We start from the raw sequence: 26,966 nt of genomic DNA on the forward strand, positions 1-26,966 counted from the left end.
TCCTTTCAGACCGGGAGAACCAGGTAGAGCAGCGCGGCGAGCGCGCCACCCACGAGCGGGCCGACGACGGGGACCCACGAATAGCCCCAGTTGGCGTTGCCCTTGTTGTGGATCGGCATCATGAAGGCGTAGGCGATGCGCGGACCGAGGTCGCGCGCCGGGTTGATGGCGTACCCGGTCGGGCCGCCGAGCGACGTGCCGATCACCAGCACTACGAACGCGACGCCGGCGTAACCGAGTGCCGAGTTGCCGAACGTCGGCACCCCGTCCACGGCCACCTTCGCCCCCGGCGACAACAGGATCCACGCGACGAGCACGAACGTGCCGATGACCTCGGAGACGAGGTTCCACGGAGCGTTCGGCACCGTCGGCCCGGTGGAGAAGATGCCGAGCGTGTTCTGCGGTTCGTCGTGCGTGTCGAACTGCAGCTTGTACGTCGCCCAGCACAACATCGCACCGATGATCGCGCCGACCATCTGTCCGAGGATGTAGACGGGCACGTCGCCCCACGGGGTCTTGTCCGCGATGGCGAGGCCGAGGGTGACGGCGGGGTTGAGGTGCGCCCCACTGGGGTTGGCGATGCTCGCGCCGGCGAAGACCGCGAAGGCCCAGCCGACGTTGACGAACAGGAAGCCCGTGCTGTTTCCGAGGGTGTTCTTGAGCACCTGGTTCGCGACGACACCGGTGCCCAGGAGGATGAGGACCGCGGTCCCCAGCGTCTCCCAGACGAAGATCGAGCCTGCGCTCATCGTCGACCTCCACTCGTTTGCGGCCAGACAGGACGCGCAAACCCGAGGTCAGGGCCGCGCCGCCCGCCTACAACGTGCTCGGACGCTATTACCGAGCTGATCAGTTGTCCACGCCAAGCGCCTGTGGTGGGGCCATTTGCAGGCCGAAGGGATCTGGCCTGCGCGCCCGTGGGCGGACGGCGGTCGCTGAAGGTAGCGTGAGGCGAAGTCGTAGCAGGGAGGCGTCTGTCGTGGCCACGCGCAAGAACGCAGCTGCACCACCACGAACCCATGCCGAGCCGCCGATCACCGGCCGGCTCGGGCCTGCCGAACGCGAGGAGTCCTGGCAGCGGCTGGGCGCGGAGACGTTCGACGTCGTCGTGATCGGCGGCGGTGTCGTCGGTGTCGGCGCTGCGCTGGACGCGGCCACGCGAGGCCTGCGGGTCGCGCTCGTCGAGGCCCGTGACCTCGCGTCCGGCACGTCGAGCCGGTCCTCCAAGCTCTTCCACGGCGGCCTGCGCTACCTGGAGCAGCTGGAGTTCGGGCTGGTCCGCGAGGCACTGCGCGAACGCGAGCTGATGCTCACGCGCATCGCGCCGCACCTGGTGAAGCCGGTCGCGTTCCTCTACCCGCTGAGCAACCGGATCTGGGAACGCCCGTACTCGGCGGCCGGCCTGCTGCTGTACGACACGATGGGCGGCGCCCGGTCCGTGCCGGGGCAGAAACACCTCACCCGAGCGGGCGCGCTCCGGCTGGTGCCCGCGTTGAAGCGCGATGCGCTGATCGGCGGAATCCGCTACTACGACGCGCAGGCCGACGACGCCCGGCACACGATGATGGTCGGCCGCACGGCCGCCCACTACGGCGCCGTGGTGCGCACGTCGACCCAGGTGGTCGGGTTCCTGCGCGAGGCTGACCGCGTGTCCGGTGTGCGGGTGAAGGACGTCGAGGACGGGCGCGAGGTCGACGTGCGGGCGCACGCCGTGATCAACGCGACCGGTGTCTGGACGGACGAACTGCAGCGGCTTTCCGGCTCGCGCGGCCGGTTCCGGGTGCGCGCGTCGAAGGGCGTGCACATCGTGGTCCCGCGCGACCGGATCGTCGCCGAGGCCGGGATGATCCTGCGCACGGAGAAGTCCGTGCTGTTCGTGATCCCGTGGCGCAACCACTGGATCGTCGGCACCACGGACACCGACTGGAACCTCGACCTGGCACACCCCGCGGCCACCAAGCACGACATCGACTACATCCTCGAACACGTCAACTCCGTGCTCGCGACCCCGTTGACGCACGACGACATCGAGGGCGTCTACGCGGGCCTGCGGCCGTTGCTGGCGGGCGAGTCCGACTCGACGTCGAAGCTGTCGCGCGAACACGCCGTCGCACGGGTCTCCCCTGGCCTGGTGGCGATCGCGGGCGGCAAGTACACGACGTACCGGGTGATGGGCGCGGACGCCGTCGACGCGGCGCAGGTCGACGTGCCGGGCCGGATCCAGCCGTCCATCACCGACAAGGTGCCGCTGGTCGGCGCCGACGGTTACCACGCGCTGGTGAACCAGGCCGACCAGCTCGCGGCCAAGCACGGGCTGCACCCGTACCGCGTCCGGCACCTGCTGGACCGCTACGGCTCGCTGGTGCACGAGGTGCTCTCGCTCGCGGCCGACAACCCCGAGCTGCTCAAGCCGATCCCGGCCTCACCGGACTACCTGCAGGTCGAGGCGGTGTACGCGGTCTCGCACGAGGGCGCGATGCACCTGGAGGACGTGCTGACGCGGCGCACCCGCATCTCCATCGAGTACGCCCACCGCGGCGTCGACTCGTCGGAGGCGGTGGCTCGGCTGATCGCGCCGATCCTCGGGTGGGACGAGGACACGATCAAGCGGGAGGTCGAGGTCTACAACGTCCGCGTGGAAGCCGAGCGCACGTCGCAGACCAAGCCGGACGACCAGGCGGCGGACGCGGTTCGCGCCGCGGCACCGGAAGCACGACCGCAGTTGATCGAACCCGTGAGCTGACTGTGAGCGAACCCCGGCATGCTGGAAGGCATGACTGGGGTTGATCGTCGAACTTTTCTGAAGGCCGGTGCGGTGGCAGGCGCTGTCACCGCCGGTACTTCCCTTCCCGCTTCCGCCGAGGAAGCGGTGTTCCAGCACGGAGTCGCGTCCGGTGACCCGTTGCCGGACGGGATCCTGCTGTGGACGCGGGTCGTGACGTCGTCGCCCGTGCGCTGGGAGGTCGCGGCCGACGCGTCGTTCGCGCGGATCGTCCGGCGCGGCGTGACGCACACCGGGCCTTGGCGCGACCACACCGTGAAGGTCGAGGTGTCCGGGCTGCGGCCGGCGACCCGTTACTGGTACCGCTTCCGCGCCGACGGCGTCGTGTCACCGGTGGGCCGCACCAAGACCGCGCCCGCGCCCACCGACGACTGCGCTTCGCTGCGCTTCGGCGTGGCGGCCTGCTCGAACTGGATCGCGGGCTACTTCGCCGCCTACGGCTACCTGGCCTCGCGGGACGACCTCGACGCCGTGATCCACCTCGGCGACTACATCTACGAGTACTCCGATCCCGGCGTCCGCGTCACCGAACCGCAGCGCGAGTGCGAGACGCTGGCCGACTACCGGATCCGGCACGCGCAGTACAAGACCGACCCGCACCTGCAGCAGTTGCACGCGACGCACCCGTTCATCGTCACCTGGGACGATCACGAGTCGGCCGAGAACTCGTCGTCCATCGGCTCGCCGGTGCACGACCCGGCCACCGAGGGCCCGTGGGGTGCCCGGCTGGCCGCGGCGACCCAGGCCTACTTCGAGTGGATGCCGGTGCGGGAGGGCAAACTCAGCCGGCGCGTGCGGTTCGGCCGGCTCGCCGACCTGACGATGCTGGATCTCCGCAGCTACCGCACGCCCTCGACGATCCTGGGCGACGCGCAGCGGTCGTGGCTCGTGGAGACGCTGACCGACGGCTGCGCCCGGTGGAAGCTCGTCGGCAACTCCGTGATGATGGCGCCGCTGAAGATCCCGCCGCTGCCGGGTCAGCCCACCACGAACACCGACCAGTGGGACGGTTATCCCGCCGACCGGGAGACCGTGCTGAAGGCGCTGGACCGGGCCGGGATGAAGAACACCGTGTTCCTGACCGGCGACATCCACTCGTCCTGGGCGATCAACGTGCCGCTGGGCGACAGGTCGGTGGCATCGGAGTTCGTCGCGACCTCGGTGACGTCGGACAACTTCGACGAGCGCATCGGCGTTCCGCCGCGGACCGGGTCGCTGGTGGTCGAGGCGCAGTTCATGGCGCTGAACCCGCACGTCAAGTTCGTGGAGCTCGACTCGCACGGCGCCTCGGTGCTCACGGTCACGCCGGAGGAGGTCCGCGTCGACTGGCACTACGTCTCCGACAAGCGGGACCCGAACGCCACCACCACGCTGGCCCACTCGTTCCGGACGCTGCACGACACCGCTCAGGTCGAGCGCGTACTGCCCTGAACACGCGCGAACCCCCTGAGCCGTGAAGCTCAGGGGGTTCGCCGTTCGTTCCAGATCAGGCCAGCGCGGCCAGGGCGGTGTGCACCATGACGCGGACGCCGACGAGCAACGCGCGCTCGTCCAGGTCGAACGTCGGCTGGTGCAGGTCGCGCTGCTTCTCCTGGCCGTTCCACACGCCGAGGCGCGCGAACGAGCCGGGCACGTGCTCCAGGTACCAGCCGAAGTCCTCACCGCCGGAGGACTGCTCGGTGCCCGCGAGCGCGTCGTCGCCCAGTGCGGCCTCGATGCCGGCGCGCAGGATCTGGGTGGACTCGCGTTCGTTGACCACGGGCGGCACACCGCGGCGGTGGTGCAGGTCGAAGCCGACACCGGTGGGGGCCAGCAGGCCCGTCACCAGGTCCTTGACCAGCGGCTCCAGCTCGGCCCAGATGTCGCGGTCACCGGTGCGCAGCGTGCCGCGCACCAGGCCGTCCTGCGGCACGGCGTTCGGCGCCTCGCCCGCGTGCACCGCGCCCCACACCAGGACGGTGCCGGAGCGGGGGTCGACGCGGCGCGACAACATCGTCGGCAGGCCGGTGATGACCGTGCCGAGCGCGTGCACCAGGTCCGCGGTGAGGTGCGGGCGCGAGGTGTGGCCGCCCGGCGAGGACAGCCGCAGCTCCAGCAGGTCGGAGGCCGACGTGATGGCGCCGATGCGCGTGCCGATGCGGCCGACCTGCAGGCGCGGGTCGCAGTGCAGACCGAAAATTCGCTCCACGCCGTCGAGTCCGCCCGCGGCGAGCACGTCGAGCGCACCGCCCGGCATGACCTCCTCCGCCGGCTGGAACACCAGCCGGACGCGGCCGGGCAGCTCCGTCGCCGAGGCGAGGGCCAGCGCGGCACCGAGCAGGACCGTCGTGTGGGCGTCGTGACCGCACGCGTGCGACACACCGTCCACAGTGGACCCGAACGGCAGGCCGGTGTTCTCGTGCAGCGGCAGGGCGTCCATGTCCGCGCGGAGGGCCACGCAGCGAGGGCCGTGGCCGATGTCGCAGATCAGGCCCGTGCCGCCGGGGAGGATGCGCGGCTTGAGGCCGACCTCGCGCAACAGCTTCGCGACGAGCTCGGTGGTGTTGTACTCGCGCCGGGAGAGCTCGGGGTTGGCGTGGATGTGCCTGCGCCAGGCGACGACGTCGGCGGAGTTCGCCTTCAGCCAGTCGTCGAGCCAGGCGGGGCCACGGCCTTCTCCCAGATCATCCACAGGAGACATGCTCACCCCGGTGGGGTCCACGAGCATCTCGGTGGACGTCTTCACAGTTGAGGAGCCCGAAGGCCGGGAGTCCAGAACCGTCATGCCGCACCTCCGCGGGCCAGCAGCCGTGCTCGCTGCTGGGAATCGGTGGCTGTCGCGATCGTCGTCCAAGCCATGGCAAGAGCTCCGTCGAGGAGCGCACGGTCGGCCGACGCCGAGGCACAGGCGGTCGCGAACTCTAGTTGGTGGTTCACCGCGTCTCCGCAGTCGATGGCGATGGTCGGGTGGATTGCGGGCAACACTCTGGTGACGTTGCCCATGTCGGTGCTCCCGATCTTCTCTCGTTGTTCCTGTTCGGGCGAGAGCGGTCGTCTTCCCAGCTCAGTGGCCGCACGCCGGTAGGCGTCGGCGAGCCACGGATCGGGAGTCAACTCGGCGTAGATCGGGGAGACCTGCACCACCTCATGGGTGCAGCCGGTCGCGAGCGCACCGGCTGAGAAGCAGTCCCGGATCCGGTTCTCCAGGCGCTGCAACGATTCCAGGTTTTCCGCCCTCACGTCGAACATCGCCGATGCGCGGGCGGGTATTACGTTCGGCACGGTGCCGCCGTTGGTGACGATGCCGCTCACCATCTGGCCCGGCTCGAAGTGCTGCCGCAGCAGGCTGATCGAGATCTGCGCGACGGTCACCGCGTCCGCGGCGTTGACCCCCAGGTGCGGGGCGGCGGCCGCGTGTGACGGCTTGCCGGTGTAGCGCACCTCGAGGTCGGTGATGGCGAGCGATTTGGCGGCGCACGACTCGTACGGCGCCGGGTGCACCATCATCGAGAGCGAGACGTCGTCGAACACGCCTCGTTCCAGCATGAGCACCTTGCCGCCGCCGACCTCTTCCGCTGGTGTTCCGATCACCTTGACGGTGATACCCAGTTGGTCGGCGATGTCACGCAGAGCGAGTGCGGAGCCGACGGAAGCGGCGGCGATGACGTTGTGCCCGCACGCGTGCCCGACCTCGGGCAACGCGTCGTACTCGGCACAAAGTCCCAGCACCAGCTCGCCGTCGCCGTACGTCGCGACGAACGCGGTGTCGAGATCAGCGACCCCGCGATCGATCTTGAAACCCTCGCGGGCGAGCAGGGAGGTGATCTTCTCGACGCTGCGGTGCTCCTCGAAGGCCAGCTCAGGCTCGGCGTGGATCGAGTGCGACAGGTCCAGCAACGCGTCCGAGTACCGCTCGAGGGTCGAGCGTGTGCTGATCTTCAAGTCGGTACTCATTTGCCACCATCCTGCATCACCGCCCGTGGGACGCGACGCGCTGATGATGATCAACCGGACGGCCGGTCGCAGCGCTGCGCCGAGCGGCGAGCGAGTTTCGGTCTGACCGATCAACGATGACGCAAATGGTCGCGAGACACGCTTAATTTTGACTATTACGTCCCAACATGTGGGACGCGCTGTCTCAGCGGTGTTACCGACCGGCTAGCCCTTCTTGGCAGCCCGTTCCTTGCGCCACTTCGTCCACCGCTTCTTGTTGCGGTAGTAGACCAGCACGAACAGCAGCACGGCGATGCCGCCGATCCACAGCTTGCGCTTGGTCTCTTCACGGGATTCAGGCGACGGCGCCTGCGGCGCGTTCACGTCGGGAGCCGGATTCACTGTCGTCTGCTGCGCGGCCGCCACAGGCGCGTTCGCCGCCTCTTGCGCGGACGCCACTCCGGCGATCCCGAGAACGCTCATCAGCGAGAACACGCAGGCCAGCAGCAACCTCGACATGGCCTGAACTCTACCTCGAATACCACGATCGAAGGTCACCCAAACTAGTTAAGCGCTCACCGTGAGTCCGATTGGAACGCCTTCAAAATCTGCTCGGCCGCAAGGGTGGCGGTGAGCTCTCCCAGCCGGACCTTCTCCTCCAGGGAGGGCGCGAGCGACCGCACGGCGGTGCTCTCGCGCACCTGCCGCCACAGCTCGTCGTGGACCATCATCCAGGTCCATTCGACCTGCTGGCGGCGACGGCGTTCGTCCAGTTCCCCGGCGTTCTCGAGGGTGCGGCGGTGTTCCAGCACTCGGGACCACAGCTCGTCGAGACCGGCACCGGTGAGGCCGGAACACGTCAGGACCGGCGGGTGCCACAGGGCGTCCGGCGGGCGCAGCAGCTTCAGCGCGCCGGCCAGTTCGCGGGCGGCCTTGCGGGCGTCCAGCTCGTGCTCGCCGTCCGCCTTGTTGACCGCGATGACGTCCGCGAGCTCCAGGATGCCCTTCTTGATCCCCTGCAGCTGGTCGCCGGTGCGCGCGAGGGTCAGGAACAGCGAGCAGTCCGTCATGTTCGCGACGGCCACCTCGGACTGCCCGACCCCGACGGTCTCGACCAGCACCACGTCGAAGCCCGCGGCCTCGACCAGCACGATCGTCTCGCGGGTGGCCTGCGCGACGCCACCGAGCGTCCCGGACGTCGGCGAGGGCCGGATGAACGCGTCCGGGTTCACCGACAGCCGCTGCATCCGCGTCTTGTCACCCAGAATGCTGCCGCCCGTGCGGGTGGAGGACGGGTCGACGGCAAGGACCGCCACCCGGTGCCCCTGCTCGGTCAGCGTGGTGCCGAGGGCGTCGATGAAGGTCGACTTGCCCACGCCGGGCACGCCGGTTATGCCGACCCTGATCGCACCGCCCGACTTCGGCAGCAGCTCGATCAGCAGCTCCTGGGCCTTGGCCCGGTGGTCCGCGCGCGTCGACTCGACCAGCGTGATGGCCCTGGCCAGCACGCCGCGGTTGCCGTCGAGGACGCCTTTCGTGTACTCGGCGACGTCGATCACCCTAGCCATGGTGCTCGAGTTGCTTCGCGAGTTTCACCAGTAGGTCCTTCGCCGCGTCCGCGATCACGGTGCCGGGCGGGAAGATCGCCGCCGCACCCGCCGCGTACAGCTCGTCGAAGTCCTGCGGCGGGATCACGCCGCCGACCACGATCATGATGTCCTCGCGGCCGAGCTTGGCGAGTTCCTCCCTGAGTGCCGGCACCAGGGTGAGGTGGCCCGCGGCGAGCGACGAGACGCCGACGATGTGCACGTCGGCCTCCGTGGCCTGGCGCGCGACCTCGTCCGGCGTCTGGAACAGCGGGCCGACGTCGACGTCGAAGCCGAGGTCGGCGAACGCGGTGGCGATGACCTTCTGGCCGCGGTCGTGGCCGTCCTGGCCCATCTTGGCGACCAGGATGCGCGGGCGGCGGCCCTCTTCACGTGCGAACGTCTCGACGACCTCGCGGCAGGCGTCCACGTTGGACACTGAGCCGACCTCCTGCCGGTAGACGCCGGAAATGGTGCGGATCTGGGCGGTGTGCCGCCCCCACACCTTGCCCAGCGACTCGGAGATCTCGCCGACCGTGGCCTTGGCGCGGGCGGCGTCGATCGCCAGCTCCAGCAGGTTACCGCCGCCGTTCGCGGCGTTCGTGAGGGCGTCGAGCGCACTGTCCACTGCGGACTGGTCGCGTTCTTCCCTGAGCCTGCGCAGCTTCTCCAGCTGCTGGGTGCGCACGCCGGCGTTGTCGACCTTGAGCACGTCGATCTTCTCGTCGTTGCCCACGAGGTACTTGTTGACGCCGATGACGGGCTGGCGGCCGGAGTCGATGCGCGCCTGCGTGCGGGCCGCGGCCTCCTCGATGCGCAGCTTGGGGATGCCCTCGTCGATCGCGCGGGCCATGCCGCCGGCCTTCTCGACCTCGCTGATGTGCTCCCACGCCTTGGCGGCGAGCTCGTTCGTGAGGCGTTCGACGTACGCGCTGCCGCCCCACGGGTCGATCACGCGCGTGGTGCCGGACTCCTGCTGGAGCAGCAGCTGCGTGTTGCGGGCGATGCGCGCGGAGAAGTCCGTGGGCAGCGCGAGCGCTTCGTCGAGTGCGTTGGTGTGCAACGACTGCGTGTGGCCTTGCGTCGCCGCCATCGCCTCGACGCACGTGCGTGCGACGTTGTTGTAGACGTCCTGCGCGGTGAGGCTCCAGCCGGACGTCTGGCAGTGGGTCCTGAGGCTGAGAGACTTCTGGCTCTTGGGTTCGAAGTCGTTGACCAGCTTCGCCCAGAGCAGGCGCGCGGCCCGCATCTTGGCGATCTCCATGAAGTAGTTCATGCCGATCGCCCAGAAGAAGCTCAGGCGTGGCGCGAACTTGTCGACGTCCAGCCCGGCCTCGCGGCCCGCGCGGATGTACTCGACGCCGTCCGCGAGCGTGTACGCCAGCTCCAGGTCGGCCGTCGCCCCTGCCTCCTGCATGTGGTAGCCGGAGATGGAGATGGAGTTGTACTTCGGCATGTGCTGGCTGGTGTAGCTGAAGATGTCGGAGATGATCCGCATCGACGCCGCGGGCGGGTAGATGTAGGTGTTGCGGACCATGAACTCCTTGAGGATGTCGTTCTGGATCGTCCCCATGAGCTGCTCCGGCTTCACCCCCTGCTCCTCCGCCGCGACCACGAACAGCGCGAGGATCGGCAGCACCGCGCCGTTCATCGTCATGGACACCGACATCTTGTCCAGCGGGATGCCGTCGAACAGCGTGCGCATGTCGTAGATCGAGTCGATCGCCACGCCGGCCATGCCGACGTCACCGGCCACGCGCGGGTGGTCGGAGTCGTAGCCGCGGTGCGTGGCCAGGTCGAACGCGACACTCAGGCCCTTCTGACCGGCCGCGAGGTTGCGGCGGTAGAAGGCGTTCGACTCCTCGGCCGTGGAGAAGCCCGCGTACTGGCGGACGGTCCACGGCTGGTTGACGTACATCGTCGGGTACGGGCCCCGGAGGAACGGCGCCACGCCGGGGTAGGTCTGCAGGAAGTCGAGACCGTCCACATCGGACGGGCCGTAGACCGGCTTGACCGCGATGCCCTCCGGCGTCTCCCACGGCGGCAGGTCGGTCTCGTACTTCGCCTGCGGGACGGGGCCGAGGTCGATGTCCGCGAAGTTGGGGATCATCGCTCCACTCCCTTGACTTCCTTGATGGCAAGGAATACGTACGTGTCGGTGAGGATTTCCAGCGCCGGGCAGCCCGTGTAGACGAAGCCGTCGACAGTCGCGTCTGTTTTCTTGCCTGCCAGAAGTACCCGTTCAGCTCCTGCTTGACGCAGCGCCTCGACGGTCTGGACAGCCTGGTCGGCGTAGCTGGTGTCGCTGCCACAGAGGACGGCGACCTTCGCGCCGGACTCCTTGAACTTCTGGGCGACGTCGGCTGCGGTCCTGGTCGGGCCCGCGTTCGGGGTGGCGAAACCGCCGGCGTTGAAGAGGTTCGCGGCGAAGGTGGCTCGGGCGGTGTGAGCGGCTACCGGGCCGAGGGTGGCGAGGAAGACCTGCGGGCGTTCGGGCTGGGCGTCGGCGAGGTCACGCAGCTCTTCGAAGGCCTGTGCATAACGGACCCGCGGCAGCTCGCCTTCCGGTGCCACGGGCATGGGTTCGCGCACGACCGGCTTCTCCCCGAGGTTCGGGAACTCGCTCACCCCCGTGATCGGGTCGCTGCGATCCGCCAGCCGAGCCGACCGCGCGGCCCACGTCGACGCGATCCGCGAGGCGACCAGCGACCGCGCCTCCGCGAACCCGCCCGCCCGTTCGATCTCCTGGAACCACGCCCAGGCCGAAACGGCCAGCGAGTCGGTCAGCTGCTCCACGTACCAGGACCCGGCCGCGGGATCGATCACCTCACCGAGGTGCGACTCCTCCAGCAGCAGGTTCTGCGTGTTGCGCGCGATCCGCCGCGCGAACTCGTCCGGCAGCCCGATCGCAGCGTCGAACGGCTGCACGGTCACCGCGTCGGCCCCACCGAGACCAGCGGCCAAAGTCGCGATCGTCGTGCGCAGCATGTTCACCCACGGGTCGCGGCGGGTCATCATCGCCGACGACGTCACCGCGTGCTGCACCTGCACTGAGTCCGAAACACCGGACACCTCGGCCACCCGCGCCCACAGCCGGCGAGCGGCCCGCAGCTTCGCGATGGTCATGAACTGGTCGGCTGTCGCGGCGAACCGGAACTCCAGCTGCGCGAACGCCTCCGCGGCGCTGAAGCCGGCCCCCGTCAGAGCACGCAGGTACGAGACGGCCAACGCCAGAGAAGCACCCAGCTCCTCGGAGTCGGACCCGCCGGCGTCGTGGAACGGCAACGCGTCCACCACCACGGTCCGCAGCCCCGGGAACGTCGAGCGGGCCTGCCGGATCACGTCCAGAGCGGGGCCGAACGGCGCCAGCCCCAGGTTGCCGCGCACCTCGTCGGCGAGCACCGGCGCCTGGTCGTAGATCCGCAGCATCGCCGAGGCGGCCTCGACGGAACCGTCGAGCACGATCGGCGCGAGGTCGAGGTAGACGCCGTCGAGCAGGCCCTCCAGCGACGCGGCCGGAACGGCGAGCCACAACGAGGTGACGCCGCCCTCCAGGTCGTTCATCAACGCGACCGGATCGGGCACGGCGTGGCGCTGACGGATGTCCCAGCCCTGCTTCACCGGCGCGAGCGCATAGGGTTCGAGGGCGTCGTCGAGGGTGTAGAGCGGCTGCAGCTCGATGCCGTCGTACGTCTTCGTGACCAGCGAGTCGAAGCTCGCACCTGTCTTGCGGAGGACGGCGTCGACCAGCTCACGCCATTGTTCCCTCGACGCTGAGGGAAACTCGTTCGGGCGGAATTCGGCGGTCAAAGCCAACTCCATCATGCGTTGCAGTGTTACCGACCAGTACCGACACGGCTATGTGAGGTTCACCGCCGTTAACGATGCAGTCAGTGTGTCAGGAAGAATGAGGACGTGGAGAACGGTGACCAGGATCGCTTGATCGCGGCTAGGTACCGGCTGCTGCACCTTCTGGGTCAGGGCTCGATGGGCACCGTCTGGGCTGCTCACGACGAGGTGCTGCGCAGGCAGGTCGCGGTCAAGGGGATCCTGCGGCCCCCCGGCATGCCCGACGCCGAGGCAGACCAGCTGCGGGAACGGACGATGCGCGAGGCGCGCGCCGTTGCCGCGCTCTCCCACCCGAACCTCGTAACGCTCTACGACGTGGTGCAGCACGACGGCGACCCGTACGTCGTGATGGAGATCGTCCCCTCGCGCAGTCTCGGCGAGGTGTTGCAGGAGCAGGGCTGCCTCACCGAGAAGCAGGGTGCTGCGGTGCTGGACGCGATCGCGGCGGCGCTGGCGTCGGCGCATCGGGCCGGCATCACGCATCGGGACGTGAAGCCCGGCAACGTGCTCATCGCGGACGACGGCCGCGTCAAGCTCACCGACTTCGGCATCGCGCGCAACGTCGCCGAGGCCACCATGACCGCGCGCGGCATCACGCTCGGCACGCCCGCCTACATCGCGCCCGAGGTGGCGCAGGGCGGTGACGTGTCGGCGGCCGCGGACAGGTGGTCGCTGGGCGCGACGATGTGGGCCGCGATGGCGGGTGAGCCGCCGTACGTGGGCAAGAACGTCATGCAGACGATCAACGCGGTGATCCACGGCGACGTGCCGGTGCCGGCGGGCGCCGGGCGGCTCGCGCCGGTGATCAGCGGGTTGATGCGCAAGGACGCGGACGAGCGGCTGTCGCTGGTCGACGTGCGCAAGCAGGTCTACCCCCTGCTGCCGGAGCCGGGCACGGACGCGTTCGAGGTCCGCACGCCCGTGCAGCCGCCGATCGTGGTGCGGCCCAAGCCGAAGATCGAGCCGGACGCGCCGCTGGCCGACGACCCCGGCCCGTTGCCGTTCATGCTCACCAAGCCGATGGCGCAGAACAAGCCGCGCGGACGCGTCGCCACGACGTTCGTGCTGGTCGCGGCCCTGCTGCTGTTCGTGGCCGGCTCGGGTGGCGGGTTCGCGCTGACCAGGTTCGCCGCGGGCGCGCCGCTGCTGCCGCCGACCGAGCAGACGCTGCCCACGCTGCCCACGCTGCCCACGTCGGCGACGCTGCAGCCGCGCACCGCGTCGGCGCTGACGGCGAACGGCGACCAGGGCGGGAAGTTCACGCTGAACGTCGAGCAGAGCTGGTCGACCTACACCGAGCAACGGGCCGCCGACGCGCGGCTGCCGACGTCCGCGGTGGTGCACTTCGTGTCCGGCAGCGGCGCGTACGAGGTGACGGTGCAGCGATTCCCGGAGTTCTACCCGAAGCGCGACATCAAGGCGTACGTCCTCGGGGTGCAGGGGCGCTGGCCAGGGCGGTTCTTCGGCGGGGAGATGGTGCCGACACCGGACCTCGCCGGGCCGCGCAGCGAGGCCAGCGTCCAGTTCATCTACCGGACGGTCGAGGGTGGCGAGCCCACCGCGCTGCGGCGGTCGCACTTCTCCCGCCTGCTCCCCCACGGCAACGACCTGTGGATCGTCGAGGTCGTGGTGCCGACCGAGCAGGAGGACGAGGCGCGCGTGCGGTTGTTCGACGCGATCGCCTCGACGTTCGCCCCGGTTTAAGCTCTCGCGGTGACTCCAGAAGAGCTGGCCGGCAAGGCCGCGGAAGAGATCCAGAGCCGCACCGGCAACGCGAAGCACGACATCGCCATCGTGCTCGGCTCCGGCTGGCGGCCCGCCGCCGACGTGATCGGCGAACCCGTCACCGAGATCCCGGTGGGCGAGCTGACGGGCTTCGAGGCGCCGACCGCGCTCGGCCACGGCGGCACCATCCGTTCCGTCGACGTCGGTGGCAAGAAGGTCCTCATCGTTCTCGGCCGCACGCACGGCTACGAGGGCAAGGGCGTCCAGAAGGTCGTGCACGCCGTGCGCGCGGTCGCGGCTGCGGGCGTGTCCACGGTCGTGCTGACGAACGCGGCCGGTGGCCTGCGGCAGGGCATGTCCGTCGGGCAGCCCGTGCTGATCTCCGACCACCTCAACCTGACGGCGCTGTCGCCGCTGGTCGGCGCGCGGTTCGTGGACCTCACGGACCTCTACTCGCCGCGGCTGCGGGCGCTGGCCCAGCAGATCGACTCCTCGCTGGAGGAGGGCGTGTACGCGGGCCTGCCGGGACCGCACTTCGAGACGCCCGCCGAGATCCGCATGCTCCGCACGATGGGCGCGGACCTGGTCGGCATGTCGACCGTGCACGAGGCGATCGCCGCACGTGCCGAGGGCGTCGAGGTGTTCGGGCTGTCGCTGGTCACGAACCTCGCGGCGGGCATCACCGGCGAGCCGCTGAACCACCAGGAGGTGCTGGAGGCCGGCGCCGCCGCGGCCGAGCGCATGGGCACGCTGCTGCGCGAGCTGGTGGACCGCGCATGAGCCTGACGCCGGCACTGCGTGACGCGACGTTCCGGTGGATCGCCGACGATCCGTCGGACGCGACTCGAACAGAGCTGCAGGGCGTGTTGGCACGGGCGATGGGCGGCGACCCCGCCGCGCTGGAGGACCTCCAGGACCGGATGGCCGGGCCGCTGACCTTCGGCACCGCCGGGCTGCGCGGGCCGGTGCGGGCGGGCACGAACGGCATGAACGTCGCCACGGTCGTCCGCACGACGGCCGGTCTGGCGTCGTGGCTCGGCGGGACCGGCCTGGTGTTCGTGGGCCGGGACGCCCGGCACGGGTCGGAGGACTTCGCCACGGCCGCCGCCGAGGTGATGGCGGCCGCGGGCTTCGACGTGCGGGTGCTGCCGGGGCCGTTGCCGACGCCTGTGCTGGCCTACCTGGTGCGCGCACACGGTGCGGTGGCGGGGATCCAGATCACCGCGTCGCACAACCCGCCCGCGGACAACGGCTACAAGCTGTACCTGACCGGCGGTTCGCAGATCGTGCCGCCCGCGGACGGCGAGATCGAGAAGGCCATCGAGGCTGTCCCGGCCGCGGTGTCCGTGCCTCGCAACGTCACCTACACAACGGTCTCCGACGCCGACGTGGACGCGTACCTGGACCAGGTGGCGTCACTGCCCCGCGGCAACTCGCGTTCGTTGAAGATCGCGCTGACGCCGATGCACGGCGTGGGCGGCGCATTCGCCGTGGAAGCGTTGCGGCGCGCGGGTTTCACCGACGTGCACGTGGTGCGGTCGCAGGCGGTGCCGGACCCGGACTTCCCGACCGTGGTGTTCCCGAACCCGGAGGAGCCGGGAGCGTCCGACGAGCTGCTCGCCCTCGCGGCGTCGGTGAACGCGGACCTGGCCATCGCGCTGGACCCGGACGCGGACCGGTGCGCGCTGGGCGTTCGCGACGGCTCGTCGTGGCGGATGTTGCGCGGTGACGAGACGGGTGTGCTGCTCGGCTCGCTCGTGCTGTCGACCACCGAGTCCACGGATCCGTTGGTGGCGACGACGATCGTGTCGTCGTCGCTGCTGAAGTCGATCGCGGCCGCGCACGGCGCCCGGTACGCGGAGACGCTGACGGGCTTCAAGTGGCTGGCACGCGCGGGCGAGGGCCTGGTGTTCGCCTACGAGGAAGCACTCGGCAACTGCGTCGACCCCGTGCACGTCGCCGACAAGGACGGCATCTCGGCCGCCGTCGTCGCCGCGGATCTGGCCGCGGGCCTGAAGGCCTCCGGACGGACGTTGCTGGACGCGCTGGACCAGCTCGCGGTGGACCACGGCCTGCACCTGACCGACCAGGTCTCCTTGCGCTACACCGATCTGAGCCTGATCGGGGCGACGATGACCCGGCTGCGCAACGACCCGCCCTCCGGCTTCACGTCGGAGGACCTGCTGCCCGGCGCGGACGTGCTGCGCTGGACGGCGGACGGCGTGCGGGTGATCGTGCGCCCGTCCGGCACCGAGCCGAAACTCAAGGCATACCTGGAAGTGGTCGAGCCAGTCACGGACGGACTGGAGTCCGCCCGTGCGTCAGGTAGGGCCCGGCTGGCTGAACTGAGGGAACGGGTGGCGGCGCTCGTCAGCTAGACGTCGCCAGAGCGAGCGTCAACGCGAGCGCGGCGAGGACGAATCCCCCGCCGGCCACGAAGTAGGCCCTTCTGGTCGGCGGGGACACCGCGTTGCGACGCCCCTCGGTGACCGCGGCGACGGCGATCCGGCCGAAGATGTACGCGATGGTGCAGAGCCCCACGCCGAGTCCGAGCAACATCGTGTTGATGTCCCACGGGCTGTGGTCGAATCCCGGCCACACCGACGCGAAGAGGGGCCCGATCCCGATCATCCCGATGCCGATCGCAAGGCCGAAACCCCAGGTGATGCGACGCTGACGGGGACTGGTGGTCATTAGGGCAGTGGTCTTCATGGTCCCTCCTGTGTACACCCGTTAAGACGCGCTTCCCGCCGCGGGGTTCCGTTTGCTCAGCAACAAGAACGCCTGCGGCCCGCCTTCGTCCACACCCTTCTGACGTTGCAGGCGTGCCACTTCGTTGAACCCGGCCGCGGTCGCGTTGGTCACGGTCTCGTCCATGTCGTGCCAGTGGACGTGGAGGTCCACGTCGTGGCCGTACGCGTGGCCGAGGTGTCCCTTGCGGTTACCCATTTTGAAGGCGTGCAACAGGTGTCCGCCAGGCTTGAGGACCCGGTGGAACTCCGGCCAGGGCACCTCGTCCGCCGGCATGTGGACCGTGGAGTACCAGACGACGGCGCCGCCGAGGCTGTCGTCCGCGAGGTCCAGCTCCGTGATGTCGCCCTGGGTGAAGGTGAGGTGCGGGTACCGCTTCCGCGCCTGGTCGAGCATGCCGTCGGAGAGGTCGATGCCGAACGTGTCGAGGCCCAGCTCGTGCAGGTGCTGCGTGATTCGGCCGGTGCCGCAGCCGAGATCGCCGACCGGGCCCTCGGTGAGCTCGGCGAACGCGCGCATGATCGCGGCGTCGAGCGGGCGGCCGTCGTGCGCGTCCGGGAGGAGCTCGGCGTAACTGGCGGCGACGATGTCGTAGGAGGCTCGGGTCATGGTCATCTATGTTGCCGCTCATGGACTACACGCGGCGCGATTTGGCGCAGGCGGTGCTCGACGCACACCCGGACAGCAAGCGTGGCCTCGACATCTTCCGCGGCGGATTCAGCGACGCCATGAAGGCGCATCAGGAACGCGTCCGCGACGGCCTGCTGAAAGCCTTCGGCGTCGACCTCGAAGCCGAGCCCGTGCTGGCGTTCATGCTCAGCAAGACCGCCAGGACGAACGCCGTGATCACCTCGCCGGGTGACGGCTTCGGTGAGGCCGGCCTGATCGTGCAGCGACTGGAGCACACCGGCGTCCTCAGCCGCATCGGCGACATCAGGAAGCTGAACGAGCAGTCCAGGGAGGCCCACCTCGACATCGCCGACGAGCTGATCGGCCTCATGGGTCCTACCGTCGACACGGTGACCTCCGCAGACCTGCTGGCGCTCGGTGTGGACGACACGCCGCCGAACAGCTCCGACTACGAGATCGACTACTGATGGCGCGGCTCTTGATCGTCCACCACACGCCGTCGCCCGCCCTCCAGGCGATGTTCGAGGCCGTGGTCGCCGGCGCGTCCACACCCGAGATCGAGGGCGTCGAGGTCGTGCGCAGGGCCGCGTTGTCCACAACCGCTGTGGACACCCTCGAAGCCGACGGTTTCCTGCTGGGCACGCCCGCGAACCTCGGCTACATGAGCGGTGCGCTGAAGCACTTCTTCGACACCGTCTACTACCCGTGTCTCGACTCGACGCGGGGCAGGCCGTTCGGGCTTTACGTGCACGGCAACAACGACACGACGGGTGCGGTGCGCAGCGTGGAGACCGCCACGACCGGGTTGGGCTGGGAGAAGGCGGCGCAGCACGTGGTCGTCACGGGTGAGCCGTCGAAGGCCGACCTGGAGGCGTGCTGGGAGCTCGGGGCCACCGTTGCGGCTCAGTTGTCCACATGAAACCAGGGTTGTCCACAGCCTGTTGTCCCCAACCTGTGGACAACCCTGGGGATGCTTTCGAACGTGTGTTCTAGCGGCCGATCGAGCTCATGTCGGGGTACCGGTCACCGGCCACCGCCGACGCCGGGACCGCGGCCTCGATCGCGGCCAGGTCCGCCTCCGACAGCTCCAGCGACGCCGCCGCGACGTTCTCCTCCAGGTACTTGATGCGCTTGGTCCCCGGAATCGGCACGACGTCCTGCCCGCGGTGCTGCACCCAGGCGAGCGCCAGTTGGCCCGCGGTCACGCCGCGCTCGGCGGCCAGGGCGCGCAGGTCCTCCACCATCTTGAGGTTCACGTCGAGGTTCGAGCCGGAGAACCGCGGGTTCGCGGCGCGGAAGTCGCCGTCGCCGAAGTCCGCGGCCGAGGTGAAGCGGCCGGTCAGCACGCCGCGGCCCAGCGGCGAGTACGGCACGAGGCCGACGCCCAGTTCGCGGGCCGTCGGGACGATCTCCGCCTCGATGTCGCGCGACCACAGCGACCACTCGCTCTGCAGCGCGGTGATCGGGTGCACGGCGTGGGCGCGGCGCAGGGTCGACGCACCGGCCTCTGACAGGCCGAGGAAGCGCACCTTGCCCTCCGCCACGAGCTCGCCCATCGCGCCGACGGTCTCCTCGATCGGCGTGTCGGCCGGCACGCGGTGCAGGTAGTACAGGTCGATGACGTCCACGCCGAGGCGCTTGAGCGAGCCCTCGACGGACGAGCGCACGTAGTCGCGGTCGCCGCGCACCGAGCGCGTGCCGCCCTCCCGGACGATGCCGAACTTCGTGGCCAGCACGACGTCCGCACGGCGGCCCGCGATCGCGCGGCCCACCAGCTCCTCGTTCACGTGCGGGCCGTACATGTCGGCCGTGTCGAGCAGCGTCACGCCGAGCTCGAGCGCGCGGTGGATCACCGCGATCGACTCCTGCTCGTCACCGGCGCCGTAGAACTCCGACATTCCCATGCAGCCGAGGCCCTGCGGCCCGACCTGCAGCGATCCCAACAAACGGCTCACGCCGTCGCCTCCAAGTCCTGCTCGACCACCGCATAGTGGTCGATCTTGTAGTCGAGCACCTCCAGGCACGTCTGCAGCTCCGCGATGCGGGCGCGGACGTCACTCCGGTGCTCGACGAGGATCTGCTTGCGGCGGCCTGCCGTCAGGTTGCCGCGGTGCCTGAGCTGCGCGAACTCGCGCATCATGCGGATCGGCATGCCGGTCGTGCGCAGGCGCGTCACGAAGGCCAGCCAGCCGAGGTCTTCCTCCGAGTAGCTGCGACGGCCGCCCGAGTCTCGCGCGGGCGGGTCGACGAGCCCGATTCGTTCGTAGTAGCGCAAGGTGTCGATGGACAACCCACTGCGCTGCGCGGCTTGGGCTATCGAGTAACTCACAGGCTCGACGCTAAGACCTGGAGTGCACTCTAGGTCAAGCGGAATCCTTCGGGAGTCCCCACGCTTCGAGATGGCCGGCCATCTCCGGGACGTCGATCTTGTCGCGGCCGAGCGCGCGGACGAGGTCGAGGGCGTCGTCCTCGTCGGCGTCGATCCAGTAGCCGTTGATGTCGCACATCGTGACGGCGGCCACCCAGGCCAGCCGCCAGTTCCCCTCGACCAGGGGGCGGGTTCTGACGATCGAGTCGAGCAGAGCGGAGGACTTCAGCCACAGCGTGTCGTAGGCCTCCACGCCGAGCACGGTGGCGCGGGGACGGTAGGCCGCCGTGTCCAGCAGGCCGATGTCCCTGACGAGGAGATCGCCGCCGGTCACGGCTGTGGCCAGCACTAAGAGGTCCCCGGCGTCGAGGTAGGAGATCACGGCACCCAGTTGATCACAGAGGTCTGACAGATTCAGGAAGAACCGAGCCTATCCAAAAGACTTCGGTACTTGGGCAGGACTCGCCCGAGCACCTCGCCGAGCTTCTCCTCCTGCTGCATGCGCTGGTAACGATCCGCGATCGCCAGCCGCACGACCTCCTGCTTGGAGCGCCCCTCGGACTGCGCCAGTTCGGCGAGCCGCAGGTTCTCCTCCTCGGTCAACCGCAAGGTCATCGCCATGGCAGTGACGGTATCAACCTGATACCACTGGGGCCAGCGCCCGTTAGGATTGCCTGATGCCCAGGCCCAAGACCCACGACGACGCTCTGCGACGGCGTCTGCTCGAGCGAGCGGGCGAGCTGCTCAGCACCGAGGGTCCCGCCGCGGTGAGCCTGCGCAAGATCGCCACCGACGTCAACACCTCGACGACGGCGGTCTATTCCCTCTTCGGCGGAAAACCGGCGTTGCTCGAGGCGCTCTACGACGAGGCGTTCACCCAGTTCGGGAAGAACCTCGCGGCGGTGCCCGTGACCGGCGACCCGGCGGAGGACCTGCTGCAGATCGGGCTCGCGTACCGGCGCGGTGCGCTGGAGGACCCGCAGTTCTACTCGGTGCTCTACTCGAAGGTCGTCGAACCGACGAAGGAGATGAGCCGCGCGGCGGGCAGGACGTTCGCGCCGGTGATCAACGCGGTGCGGCGCGCGGTGGAGCAGGGCGTCTACCTCGCGGAGGACCCTGAGCAGATCGCGATGTCGATGTGGGGCATCGCGCACGGCCTGGTGAGCCTGGAGCTCAACGGGAACCTGCCGCCCGGCATCGACGCGGCCGCCACGTACGAACTGGCGTTGCGCGCGCACGGCCGTGGCTGGCGGACGGACTCCGTGAAAATTGCGGAATCCGGGGAGGCGGCCGCCGCGAAACCTCCCCGGACCCGCTGAACTGTCCGGTTAGGACAGTCCGTCTCGGTGGTGCGGCCTCACTTCAGTGCTCCGTCGAGCGCCTTGATCAGTTCGCCGTTGGCGGTGTCGCCGTCGAGGGACCAGATCATCGCGCCGCCGAGCCTGCGGTCGTTGATGTAGCGCGCCTTGCGCTTCATCTCGGTCGCGTCGTCGTAGGTCCACCAGGTCTTGCCGTCGTAGATCCACGCGAAGCCGGCCTTCTCGTCGCGGTAGATCTTGTACGCGTTGCCGGGCTCGGAGAGCTTCGCCTTGATGCGGTGGAAGTCCTCGTAACCGGCCTCGTACTTGGCGGGCGCCGGCACACCGGTGCCGAACAGGCCGTTGCGCGTGCCGGGGGCGACGCCGTCCCAGCCGCGGCCGTAGAACGGGACGCCGAGCACGGCCTTGGACCGCGGGGCACCGCGCGAGAGCCACGCGTTGACCGTCACCTCGGAGCTGAACTCGAACTCCGACGGGTCGCCCTTGGGCACCCGGAGCGCGGACTGCTGGTTCGCCGGGGCGTCCCAGGCACCGTGGTAGTCGTAGCCCTGCAACGTGCCGAAGGTGAGGTAGCAGAACACCTTCGAGACCTCGAAGCCGCGATCCACCTGCACCGGGTCGGCCGGCAGGAACGCGGTCAGGTCGCGGTTCCAGCCCATCTGCTTGCGGTACTCGGCGAGCAGCTTGGTGAAGTTCTGCTTGTCCTCGGGGCGAATGACGTTCGGGGGCGTGGGGTTGCCCGCGCTCGCCGGCCACTCCCAGTCCAGGTCGATGCCGTCGAAGACGCCCTTGGCGGCACCTTCCGGCAGACCCGGCAGGTTGCCCTTGATCCACATGTCGGTGCACGACTTGACGTGCGCGGCGCGCGACTCGGCGGTCAGCGCGGCGTTGGAGAAGTAGCGCGAGCCCGTCCAACCGCCCAGCGAGATGTTGATCCTCAGCTTGGGGTACTTGGCCTTGAGCTGCTTGAGCTGGTTCAGGTTGCCCGCGAGCACCTGACCGGCCTCGTCCGCCTTGCCGCTCACGGACTGCTCGGCGGTGTGCGGCATCTGCCAGTCCGCCCACGGGTCGGCGCTGACGCACTTGCCGGCCTCGTCGAGGAAACCGAAGGCGTAGTTCAGGTGCGTGAGCCGCGCGGCGGCCCCGCTGTCCACGAGGTTCTTGACCCGGAAGTTCCGGTCGTACACGCCCCACTGGATGAAGTACCCGACGGTCCGGGTCTTCGAGTAACCGTGGTGCCCATTGGTCTCGACGTCGGCGTTCGCGGGCGCAACGGCCAGCGACGCGGACAGGGCGCCGACCGCGAGAGCGGCGACACCCCATCTCCGTCTGGACATGAGTCTCCTAGTTCGTTCGCGGCAGCGGCGAGTGTGGTCCACAGCACGATAGGCCTGAGGTCTAGACCACTGCTACGTCCGATCGGAGGTATGTCCTAAACCGCCCCGTACAGTCGGTCACCGGCGTCACCCAGGCCAGGGACGATGAAGCCCGAGTCGTTCAGCCTCTCGTCCACCGACGCTGTGATGAGACGGCACGGCAGCTTCGAGTCCTCCAGGTGATTGATTCCCTCGGGCGCCGCGAGCACGCACACGGCCGTCACGTCCGTCGCGCCGCGCTGGGTCAGGAGGCGGATCGTGTACGCCATCGAGCCACCGGTCGCGAGCATCGGGTCGAGCACGAACACGGGGCGTCCGGCGAGGTCCTCCGGCAACGACTCCATGTACGGCGTCGGCTGCAGCGTCTCCTCGTCGCGGGCGAGACCGACGAACCCCATCTGGGCGTCCGGGATCAGCTTGTGCGCCTGGTCTGCCATGCCCAGGCCGGCCCGCAGCACCGGCACCAGCAGCGGCGGGTTTGCGAGCTTGTAGCCGGTGGTACGAGCAACCGGCGTGTGCGTGCGCTCTTCCTTGAGCGGCGCCTCACGCATCGCTTCGTAGACCAGCATCACGGTGAGTTCCTGCAACGCGGCGCGGAAGGCGGCATTGTCCGTGCGCGCGTCACGCATCGTTGTGAGTCTCGCCTTGGCGAGTGGATGATCGACGACCAGGACGTCCATGCTCGACACCGTAACCCGCTGGGAGGAGCTAGGGGTGTTCGAAGAGATCTACCGCGAGGCACGTCAGCGCATCGTCGGCCTGACGATGGGCCTGACCGCCGACGAGCTCGCACGGACCGTGCCCGCCTGTCCTGAATGGACCGTGCACCAGGTGATCGCGCACCTGTCCGGCGAGTCGTCGGATCTGGTGACCGGGCGCATGGAGGGCGCGCCGTCGGACGAGTGGACGGCACGGCACGTCGCCGAACGCGAGGGCGTCCCGGTGCAGGACCTGCTGGAGCAGTGGAACGTCTTCGGCGAGCAGATCAGCGAGATGCCACGGCTGCCGTTCCAGCTCGCGCTGGACGCGATCACGCACGAGGCCGACCTGCGCGCGGCGCTCGGGCGCGAACGCCTGCCGGACACCGTGTGGCAGCCGACCCTGGTGTGGATGGCGCCGCGCGTGCTGACCGACGTGACGGTGAAGACCGACTTCGGCGACCTCGGCGACGGCCCGATCACCCTGGAGGTAGAGGGGTACGAGTTGTGGCGCGCGTTCTTCGGCAGGCGCTCGCGCCGTCAGATGGAGTCGTGGAACTGGTCGGACCCCTCACCGATCGAGAAGATCTCGTTCTTCCCGGCGCGGGAGACCGACCTGGTGGAGTAAACGCCGTTAACTGAAGAGGTGTAGGGTCGGCCGCGTGACAGACCACGTGCGCATCGGAGTGCTCGGCGCGGCCATGATCGCGCCCCCCGCTGTCATCCGCCCGGCCCGCTCCTCGACGGTCGCCGAAGTCGTCGCGGTCGCCGCGCGCTCGGCCGAACGCGCCAAGGCCTTCGCCGACAAGCACGGCATCGCGCGCGTGCACGGCTCGTACGAGGACCTGCTGGCGGACCCGGCCGTCGACGCCGTCTACAACCCGCTGCCCAACGGCCTGCACGGCAAGTGGACGCTGGCCGCGCTGGAAGCCGGTAAGCACGTGTTGTGCGAGAAGCCGTTCACCGCGAACGCCGCCGAGGCGGCCACCGTCGCCAAGGCCGCCACCGCGTCCGGCCTGGTGGTGATGGAAGCGTTCCACTACCGCTACCACCCGCTCGCGATGCGCGTCGCCGAGATCATGGGCTCCGGCGTGCTCGGCCCGTTGCGGCACGTCGAGGCGTCCGTCTGCTTCCCGCTGCCGGTGTTCTCCAACATCCGCTACGACTACTCGCTCGCGGGCGGCGCGATGATGGACGCCGGCTGCTACGCCGTGCACATGACACGGCTGCTGGGCGGTGAAGAGCCCGAGGTGAAGTCGGCGAAAGCGTTGCTGCGCGGGCCTTCCATCGACAGGGCCATGCGCGCCTCACTGCGTTTTCCCTCTGGCCACACGGGTTCCGTGCACGCGTCGCTGTGGTCGTCGACGGTGTTCAAGCTGTCGATGAAGGCGATCGGCGAGAACGGCACGCTGAGCGTCTTCAACCCGCTCGGCCCGCAGACGCTGCACCGCTTGTCGTTGAAGCTCAAGGACAAGAAGTCCTCGGAGACGTTCGGGAAGCGCGCGACGTACGCCTACCAGCTCGACGCGTTCACCGACGCCGTGCTGCACGGCAAGCCGTTCCCGACCACAGCGGACGACGCGGTGAACAACATGACCGTGATCGACTCGATCTACCGCGCGGCAGGGCTGCCGCTACGCCAGCCGACGCCATGACCACCTGATCAGGGCGCCGGACAACCCGATCCGGGAGTACAGAACCGCCGAATCGACTCCGAAGAGTCTCGTAGCCAGTTGAGACGCGGAGGTACGAACGGTGACGATCGAACAGAAGCCCGTCCAGCAGTTGTGTGAATCCCCGCTGGTCATCCTGGGTGTTTCGGGGTCACTCGCCGTGGTGATCGGTGTGCTGCCACTGATGTGGGGCTACAGCCCGGCACTGGCTGCGGCGATCGCGGCACTCCTGGTGATCACTTTCGCGATCACCGTCAAGTACGCACCGAACCGCAAGTGAGCGTTCTAGACTCGATCGGGTGAGCGACGAGCTGGTACCCGCTGACCAGAGTCACATGCGCGCCTCGGACGCGGACCGGGAACGGATCGCGCAGGTGCTGCACAAGGCGACCGCCGAGGGCCGCCTCGACATCCACGAGCTCGACGAGCGTCTCGTGGCCGTCTACGCCGCGAAGACCTACGGCGAACTCGTGCCCATCACCGCCGACCTGGTGCTGAGCGGCCTGCCGCAGACCCCCGCCGTGCCGCAGTACCAGCCGGCCGTGAGCGACCGCATCGGTGGCCCGCCCGGCAGCGCGGTGTCCGTGGCCTTCTGGTCCGGCGTCAACCGCAAGGGCCAGTGGGTCGTGCCGCGCATGCACAACGCCGTCGCGATCATGGGCGGCATCGAGATCGACCTGACCCACGCGAGCTTCGAAGAGGCCGAGGTCACGATCAGCTGCTTCGCGTTCTGGGGCGGCGTCGAGATCCGCGTGCCCGACGACATCAACATCAAGGTCGACGGGTTCGGGTTCATGGGCGCCTTCGAGGACCGCGCTCCCGGACGGCGCCACATCCCCGGCGCGCCGACGGTGCGGATCACCGGGCTCGCGATCATGGGTGGCGTCGAGGTGAAGGGGCCGAAGCGGAAGAAGTCGAGCATCCTGCGCGAACTGCTGGACTGATGAAGGTCGCCGACCTGATCGAACTCGCCGGGTTCGCCGGCGCGGCCGTGTGGCTGAAGATGGACGGGGAACGCGCCACCCACCGGTGGACCGTGATCCTCTCCTGCCCGCACGCCGACTTCCGATTCCGACGTGACGTCAACCGCTTCGACCACGTGCTCGAGATCGTGCGGGACGAGTTGACCGCGCTACCGGGCGAGTGGTCGTGGCTGGACGACGAGATCGAGGACTTCGACGAGTTCGCCGATCACTACGAGGAACTCGGTCGCCGAGGCGCGATCATCATCATCGACAGTACTGGCGAGCAGACCCTCCTACCCGCCTCACCTGCACCCTGAGCTGGGCGAACTTCGTCACTTAGGACGGGCGTCCCATTCCGCTTAGACTCGCGGCATGGCTGCTCCAACGACATCGCCGTCGGCCCTGGCTGACGCCGTGCGCGACGAATCGTCGCTGCGGCGTTTCCTGCACGGGCTCCCCGGCGTCGACCAGGTCGGCGTCGAGCAACGAGCCGCGGGCCTCGGCACGCGGAGCATCAAGAAGGCCTCGAAGCTGCACGCCATCGACCTGGCGATCAGCATGGTGGACCTCACGACGCTCGAAGGTGCTGACACGCCCGGCAAGGTGCGCTCGCTCGCCGCCAAGGCCCGCAGGCCCGATCCCGACCGGCCCGACGTGCCGAAGGTCGCGGCGGTCTGCGTCTACCCGGACATGGTGAAGACGGCGGCCGACGACCTGGTGGGGACGGGCATCAACGTCGCCAGCGTCGCGACGGCGTTCCCCAGCGGCCGCAGCACGATGGACATCAAGCTGGCCGACACCCGGTTCGCCGTCGAGCAGGGCGCTTCCGAGGTCGACATGGTGATCGACCGCGGCGCGTTCCTGAGCGGCCGGTACGGGCAGGTGTTCGAGGAGATCGTCAAGATCAAACAAGCCTGCGGGGACGCGCACCTCAAGGTGATCCTCGAGACCGGCGAGCTCGTGACGTACGACAACGTGCGCCGCGCGTCGTGGCTCGCGCTGCTGGCCGGTGGCGACTTCATCAAGACGTCGACCGGCAAGGTGCAGCCCGCCGCGACGCTGCCGGTCACGCACGTGATGCTGCAGGCCGTGCGGGACTGGAAGGACCAGACCGGCGAGCTGCGCGGGGTGAAGCCCGCGGGCGGCATCCGCACGACCAAGGACGCGATCAAGTACCTGGTGGCCGTGCACGAGGTGGCCGGTCCGGAGTGGCTCGACCCGCACCTGTTCCGGTTCGGCGCGTCGACGTTGCTCAACGACCTGCTCATGCAGCGTCGGACCCAGTTGGACGGCCACTACAGCGGCCCGGACTACGTGACGGTGGACTGAAGA

General features: G+C 69.1%; 29 protein-coding genes. 14 read left to right on the forward strand and 15 right to left on the reverse strand.

Going from position 1 to position 26,966, the window contains the following annotated elements; all coding sequences use genetic code 11:
- Positions 1-5 precede the first annotated feature (5 nt).
- The gene (locus ACSHWB_RS09450; protein ID WP_439661710.1) at positions 6-749 is read right to left on the reverse strand and encodes an MIP/aquaporin family protein; all 744 of its coding nucleotides are present in this window, start codon (positions 747-749) and stop codon (positions 6-8) included.
- Positions 750-1,033: 284 nt separating this feature from the next.
- Here ACSHWB_RS09450 and ACSHWB_RS09455 point away from each other — a divergent pair, with 284 nt between their 5' ends.
- Both ACSHWB_RS09455 and ACSHWB_RS09460 read left to right on the forward strand, forming a co-directional pair.
- A complete protein-coding gene (locus ACSHWB_RS09455; protein ID WP_439664553.1) occupies positions 1,034-2,743 on the forward strand; it encodes a glycerol-3-phosphate dehydrogenase/oxidase in 1,710 nt (569 codons plus the stop codon).
- A 30-nt stretch (positions 2,744-2,773) separates the two neighbouring features.
- Positions 2,774-4,213: an alkaline phosphatase D family protein gene (locus ACSHWB_RS09460; RefSeq protein ID WP_439661711.1), complete on the forward strand. Its 1,440-nt coding sequence runs from the start codon at positions 2,774-2,776 to the stop codon at positions 4,211-4,213.
- Positions 4,214-4,268: 55 nt separating this feature from the next.
- Here the strand turns inward: ACSHWB_RS09460 and ACSHWB_RS09465 are convergent, their stop codons facing one another.
- The 6 genes from ACSHWB_RS09465 to ACSHWB_RS09490 form a co-directional block, all read right to left on the reverse strand.
- Positions 4,269-5,546, reverse strand: coding sequence for an amidohydrolase (locus tag ACSHWB_RS09465; protein ID WP_439661712.1), 1,278 nt, complete (start codon positions 5,544-5,546; stop codon positions 4,269-4,271).
- A complete protein-coding gene (locus ACSHWB_RS09470; RefSeq protein ID WP_439661713.1) occupies positions 5,543-6,715 on the reverse strand; it encodes a M20 family metallopeptidase in 1,173 nt (390 codons plus the stop codon). Before ACSHWB_RS09470 ends, ACSHWB_RS09465 begins: the two co-directional genes overlap by 4 nt.
- Before the next feature lie 204 nt (positions 6,716-6,919).
- Positions 6,920-7,213 carry a hypothetical protein gene (locus tag ACSHWB_RS09475; protein ID WP_439661714.1) on the reverse strand — a complete coding sequence of 98 codons (294 nt, stop codon included), beginning with the start codon at positions 7,211-7,213 and terminating at the stop codon, positions 6,920-6,922.
- Between the two features lie 56 nt (positions 7,214-7,269).
- Positions 7,270-8,262 carry a methylmalonyl Co-A mutase-associated GTPase MeaB gene (gene meaB, locus ACSHWB_RS09480; protein WP_439661715.1) on the reverse strand — a complete coding sequence of 331 codons (993 nt, stop codon included), beginning with the start codon at positions 8,260-8,262 and terminating at the stop codon, positions 7,270-7,272.
- On the reverse strand, positions 8,255-10,390 hold the full coding sequence (scpA, locus tag ACSHWB_RS09485) for a methylmalonyl-CoA mutase (protein ID WP_439661716.1): 2,136 nt from the start codon (positions 10,388-10,390) through the stop codon (positions 8,255-8,257). Before scpA ends, meaB begins: the two co-directional genes overlap by 8 nt.
- Positions 10,387-12,102: a methylmalonyl-CoA mutase family protein gene (locus ACSHWB_RS09490; RefSeq protein ID WP_439664554.1), complete on the reverse strand. Its 1,716-nt coding sequence runs from the start codon at positions 12,100-12,102 to the stop codon at positions 10,387-10,389. The genes scpA and ACSHWB_RS09490 overlap by 4 nt, the downstream gene beginning before the upstream one ends.
- A 93-nt stretch (positions 12,103-12,195) precedes the next feature.
- Between ACSHWB_RS09490 and ACSHWB_RS09495 the strand changes: the two genes are divergently transcribed.
- The 3 genes from ACSHWB_RS09495 to ACSHWB_RS09505 are packed head-to-tail and all read left to right on the forward strand — an operon-like array spanning position 12,196 to position 16,232.
- Positions 12,196-13,833: a serine/threonine-protein kinase gene (locus tag ACSHWB_RS09495; protein WP_439661717.1), complete on the forward strand. Its 1,638-nt coding sequence runs from the start codon at positions 12,196-12,198 to the stop codon at positions 13,831-13,833.
- Between the two features lie 9 nt (positions 13,834-13,842).
- Positions 13,843-14,634, forward strand: coding sequence for a purine-nucleoside phosphorylase (locus tag ACSHWB_RS09500; protein ID WP_439661718.1), 792 nt, complete (start codon positions 13,843-13,845; stop codon positions 14,632-14,634).
- Positions 14,631-16,232 carry a phospho-sugar mutase gene (locus ACSHWB_RS09505; RefSeq protein ID WP_439661719.1) on the forward strand — a complete coding sequence of 534 codons (1,602 nt, stop codon included), beginning with the start codon at positions 14,631-14,633 and terminating at the stop codon, positions 16,230-16,232. The genes ACSHWB_RS09500 and ACSHWB_RS09505 overlap by 4 nt, the downstream gene beginning before the upstream one ends.
- Here ACSHWB_RS09505 and ACSHWB_RS09510 read toward each other — a convergent pair.
- A complete protein-coding gene (locus ACSHWB_RS09510; protein WP_439661720.1) occupies positions 16,225-16,548 on the reverse strand; it encodes a hypothetical protein in 324 nt (107 codons plus the stop codon). The genes ACSHWB_RS09505 and ACSHWB_RS09510 overlap by 8 nt on opposite strands.
- A gap of 39 nt (positions 16,549-16,587) precedes the next feature.
- Positions 16,588-17,214 (reverse strand): class I SAM-dependent methyltransferase, encoded by a 627-nt coding sequence (locus tag ACSHWB_RS09515; protein WP_439661721.1) that lies wholly within the window; start codon positions 17,212-17,214, stop codon positions 16,588-16,590.
- A 20-nt stretch (positions 17,215-17,234) separates the two neighbouring features.
- On the opposite strand from ACSHWB_RS09515, the gene ACSHWB_RS09520 reads away from it, so the two are divergent.
- Both ACSHWB_RS09520 and ACSHWB_RS09525 read left to right on the forward strand, forming a co-directional pair.
- The gene (locus ACSHWB_RS09520) at positions 17,235-17,702 is read left to right on the forward strand and encodes a hypothetical protein (protein ID WP_439661722.1); all 468 of its coding nucleotides are present in this window, start codon (positions 17,235-17,237) and stop codon (positions 17,700-17,702) included.
- Positions 17,702-18,154: a flavodoxin family protein gene (locus ACSHWB_RS09525; RefSeq protein ID WP_439661723.1), complete on the forward strand. Its 453-nt coding sequence runs from the start codon at positions 17,702-17,704 to the stop codon at positions 18,152-18,154. Before ACSHWB_RS09520 ends, ACSHWB_RS09525 begins: the two co-directional genes overlap by 1 nt.
- A gap of 70 nt (positions 18,155-18,224) precedes the next feature.
- On the opposite strand, the gene ACSHWB_RS09530 is transcribed toward ACSHWB_RS09525, so the two are convergent.
- The 4 genes from ACSHWB_RS09530 to ACSHWB_RS09545 are packed head-to-tail and all read right to left on the reverse strand — an operon-like array spanning position 18,225 to position 20,224.
- Positions 18,225-19,139: an aldo/keto reductase gene (locus tag ACSHWB_RS09530; protein WP_439664555.1), complete on the reverse strand. Its 915-nt coding sequence runs from the start codon at positions 19,137-19,139 to the stop codon at positions 18,225-18,227.
- 47 nt (positions 19,140-19,186) lie between these two features.
- Positions 19,187-19,564: a MerR family transcriptional regulator gene (locus tag ACSHWB_RS09535; RefSeq protein WP_439661724.1), complete on the reverse strand. Its 378-nt coding sequence runs from the start codon at positions 19,562-19,564 to the stop codon at positions 19,187-19,189.
- Positions 19,565-19,598: 34 nt separating this feature from the next.
- Positions 19,599-19,985, reverse strand: coding sequence for a type II toxin-antitoxin system death-on-curing family toxin (locus ACSHWB_RS09540; RefSeq protein WP_093591657.1), 387 nt, complete (start codon positions 19,983-19,985; stop codon positions 19,599-19,601).
- A 32-nt stretch (positions 19,986-20,017) separates the two neighbouring features.
- Entirely contained in the window at positions 20,018-20,224 is a 207-nt protein-coding gene (locus ACSHWB_RS09545; RefSeq protein WP_093591654.1) for a ribbon-helix-helix protein, CopG family, read from the reverse strand.
- Positions 20,225-20,280: 56 nt separating this feature from the next.
- Here ACSHWB_RS09545 and ACSHWB_RS09550 point away from each other — a divergent pair, with 56 nt between their 5' ends.
- On the forward strand, positions 20,281-20,922 hold the full coding sequence (locus ACSHWB_RS09550; RefSeq protein WP_439661725.1) for a TetR/AcrR family transcriptional regulator: 642 nt from the start codon (positions 20,281-20,283) through the stop codon (positions 20,920-20,922).
- Between the two features lie 38 nt (positions 20,923-20,960).
- On the opposite strand, the gene ACSHWB_RS09555 is transcribed toward ACSHWB_RS09550, so the two are convergent.
- Positions 20,961-22,259, reverse strand: a complete 1,299-nt coding sequence (locus tag ACSHWB_RS09555) for a glycoside hydrolase family 18 protein (RefSeq protein ID WP_439661726.1) — start codon at positions 22,257-22,259, stop codon at positions 20,961-20,963.
- Positions 22,260-22,354: 95 nt separating this feature from the next.
- Positions 22,355-22,978: a uracil phosphoribosyltransferase gene (upp, locus tag ACSHWB_RS09560; protein WP_439661727.1), complete on the reverse strand. Its 624-nt coding sequence runs from the start codon at positions 22,976-22,978 to the stop codon at positions 22,355-22,357.
- Here upp and ACSHWB_RS09565 point away from each other — a divergent pair.
- The 6 genes from ACSHWB_RS09565 (at position 22,977) to deoC (ending at position 26,963) form a co-directional block, all read left to right on the forward strand.
- Entirely contained in the window at positions 22,977-23,624 is a 648-nt protein-coding gene (locus tag ACSHWB_RS09565; protein ID WP_439661728.1) for a maleylpyruvate isomerase N-terminal domain-containing protein, read from the forward strand. The genes upp and ACSHWB_RS09565 overlap by 2 nt on opposite strands.
- A 34-nt stretch (positions 23,625-23,658) precedes the next feature.
- The gene (locus tag ACSHWB_RS09570; RefSeq protein ID WP_439661729.1) at positions 23,659-24,651 is read left to right on the forward strand and encodes a Gfo/Idh/MocA family protein; all 993 of its coding nucleotides are present in this window, start codon (positions 23,659-23,661) and stop codon (positions 24,649-24,651) included.
- 100 nt (positions 24,652-24,751) lie between these two features.
- Positions 24,752-24,949, forward strand: coding sequence for a hypothetical protein (locus tag ACSHWB_RS09575; RefSeq protein ID WP_439661730.1), 198 nt, complete (start codon positions 24,752-24,754; stop codon positions 24,947-24,949).
- A gap of 19 nt (positions 24,950-24,968) precedes the next feature.
- Positions 24,969-25,613 (forward strand): DUF1707 SHOCT-like domain-containing protein, encoded by a 645-nt coding sequence (locus ACSHWB_RS09580; RefSeq protein ID WP_439661731.1) that lies wholly within the window; start codon positions 24,969-24,971, stop codon positions 25,611-25,613.
- Positions 25,613-25,951 carry a hypothetical protein gene (locus ACSHWB_RS09585; protein ID WP_439661732.1) on the forward strand — a complete coding sequence of 113 codons (339 nt, stop codon included), beginning with the start codon at positions 25,613-25,615 and terminating at the stop codon, positions 25,949-25,951. The genes ACSHWB_RS09580 and ACSHWB_RS09585 overlap by 1 nt, the downstream gene beginning before the upstream one ends.
- A 55-nt stretch (positions 25,952-26,006) precedes the next feature.
- Entirely contained in the window at positions 26,007-26,963 is a 957-nt protein-coding gene (gene deoC, locus ACSHWB_RS09590) for a deoxyribose-phosphate aldolase (RefSeq protein ID WP_439661733.1), read from the forward strand.
- The last annotated feature ends 3 nt before the right edge of the window (positions 26,964-26,966 follow it).

Source organism: Lentzea sp. HUAS TT2, from assembly GCF_051853195.1.
GTDB lineage: Bacteria > Actinomycetota > Actinomycetes > Mycobacteriales > Pseudonocardiaceae > Lentzea.

Excerpts from the sequence above, each read along its gene's own strand:
- ACSHWB_RS09450 (WP_439661710.1), bottom strand. The coding sequence starts at position 749 with ATGAGCGCAGGCTCGATCTTCGTCTGGGAGACGCTGGGGACCGCGGTC.
- ACSHWB_RS09460 (WP_439661711.1), top strand. The coding sequence starts at position 2,774 with ATGACTGGGGTTGATCGTCGAACTTTTCTGAAGGCCGGTGCGGTGGCA.
- ACSHWB_RS09465 (WP_439661712.1), bottom strand. The coding sequence starts at position 5,546 with ATGACGGTTCTGGACTCCCGGCCTTCGGGCTCCTCAACTGTGAAGACG.
- ACSHWB_RS09470 (WP_439661713.1), bottom strand. The coding sequence starts at position 6,715 with ATGAGTACCGACTTGAAGATCAGCACACGCTCGACCCTCGAGCGGTAC.
- ACSHWB_RS09475 (WP_439661714.1), bottom strand. The coding sequence starts at position 7,213 with ATGTCGAGGTTGCTGCTGGCCTGCGTGTTCTCGCTGATGAGCGTTCTC.
- meaB (WP_439661715.1), bottom strand. The coding sequence starts at position 8,262 with ATGGCTAGGGTGATCGACGTCGCCGAGTACACGAAAGGCGTCCTCGAC.
- scpA (WP_439661716.1), bottom strand. The coding sequence starts at position 10,390 with ATGATCCCCAACTTCGCGGACATCGACCTCGGCCCCGTCCCGCAGGCG.
- ACSHWB_RS09490 (WP_439664554.1), bottom strand. The coding sequence starts at position 12,102 with ATGGAGTTGGCTTTGACCGCCGAATTCCGCCCGAACGAGTTTCCCTCA.
- ACSHWB_RS09505 (WP_439661719.1), top strand. The coding sequence starts at position 14,631 with ATGAGCCTGACGCCGGCACTGCGTGACGCGACGTTCCGGTGGATCGCC.
- ACSHWB_RS09510 (WP_439661720.1), bottom strand. The coding sequence starts at position 16,548 with ATGACCACCAGTCCCCGTCAGCGTCGCATCACCTGGGGTTTCGGCCTT.
- ACSHWB_RS09515 (WP_439661721.1), bottom strand. The coding sequence starts at position 17,214 with ATGACCCGAGCCTCCTACGACATCGTCGCCGCCAGTTACGCCGAGCTC.
- ACSHWB_RS09520 (WP_439661722.1), top strand. The coding sequence starts at position 17,235 with ATGGACTACACGCGGCGCGATTTGGCGCAGGCGGTGCTCGACGCACAC.
- ACSHWB_RS09525 (WP_439661723.1), top strand. The coding sequence starts at position 17,702 with ATGGCGCGGCTCTTGATCGTCCACCACACGCCGTCGCCCGCCCTCCAG.
- ACSHWB_RS09530 (WP_439664555.1), bottom strand. The coding sequence starts at position 19,139 with ATGGGAATGTCGGAGTTCTACGGCGCCGGTGACGAGCAGGAGTCGATC.
- ACSHWB_RS09545 (WP_093591654.1), bottom strand. The coding sequence starts at position 20,224 with ATGGCGATGACCTTGCGGTTGACCGAGGAGGAGAACCTGCGGCTCGCC.
- ACSHWB_RS09550 (WP_439661725.1), top strand. The coding sequence starts at position 20,281 with ATGCCCAGGCCCAAGACCCACGACGACGCTCTGCGACGGCGTCTGCTC.
- ACSHWB_RS09555 (WP_439661726.1), bottom strand. The coding sequence starts at position 22,259 with ATGTCCAGACGGAGATGGGGTGTCGCCGCTCTCGCGGTCGGCGCCCTG.
- ACSHWB_RS09565 (WP_439661728.1), top strand. The coding sequence starts at position 22,977 with ATGCTCGACACCGTAACCCGCTGGGAGGAGCTAGGGGTGTTCGAAGAG.
- upp (WP_439661727.1), bottom strand. The coding sequence starts at position 22,978 with ATGGACGTCCTGGTCGTCGATCATCCACTCGCCAAGGCGAGACTCACA.
- ACSHWB_RS09585 (WP_439661732.1), top strand. The coding sequence starts at position 25,613 with ATGAAGGTCGCCGACCTGATCGAACTCGCCGGGTTCGCCGGCGCGGCC.
- deoC (WP_439661733.1), top strand. The coding sequence starts at position 26,007 with ATGGCTGCTCCAACGACATCGCCGTCGGCCCTGGCTGACGCCGTGCGC.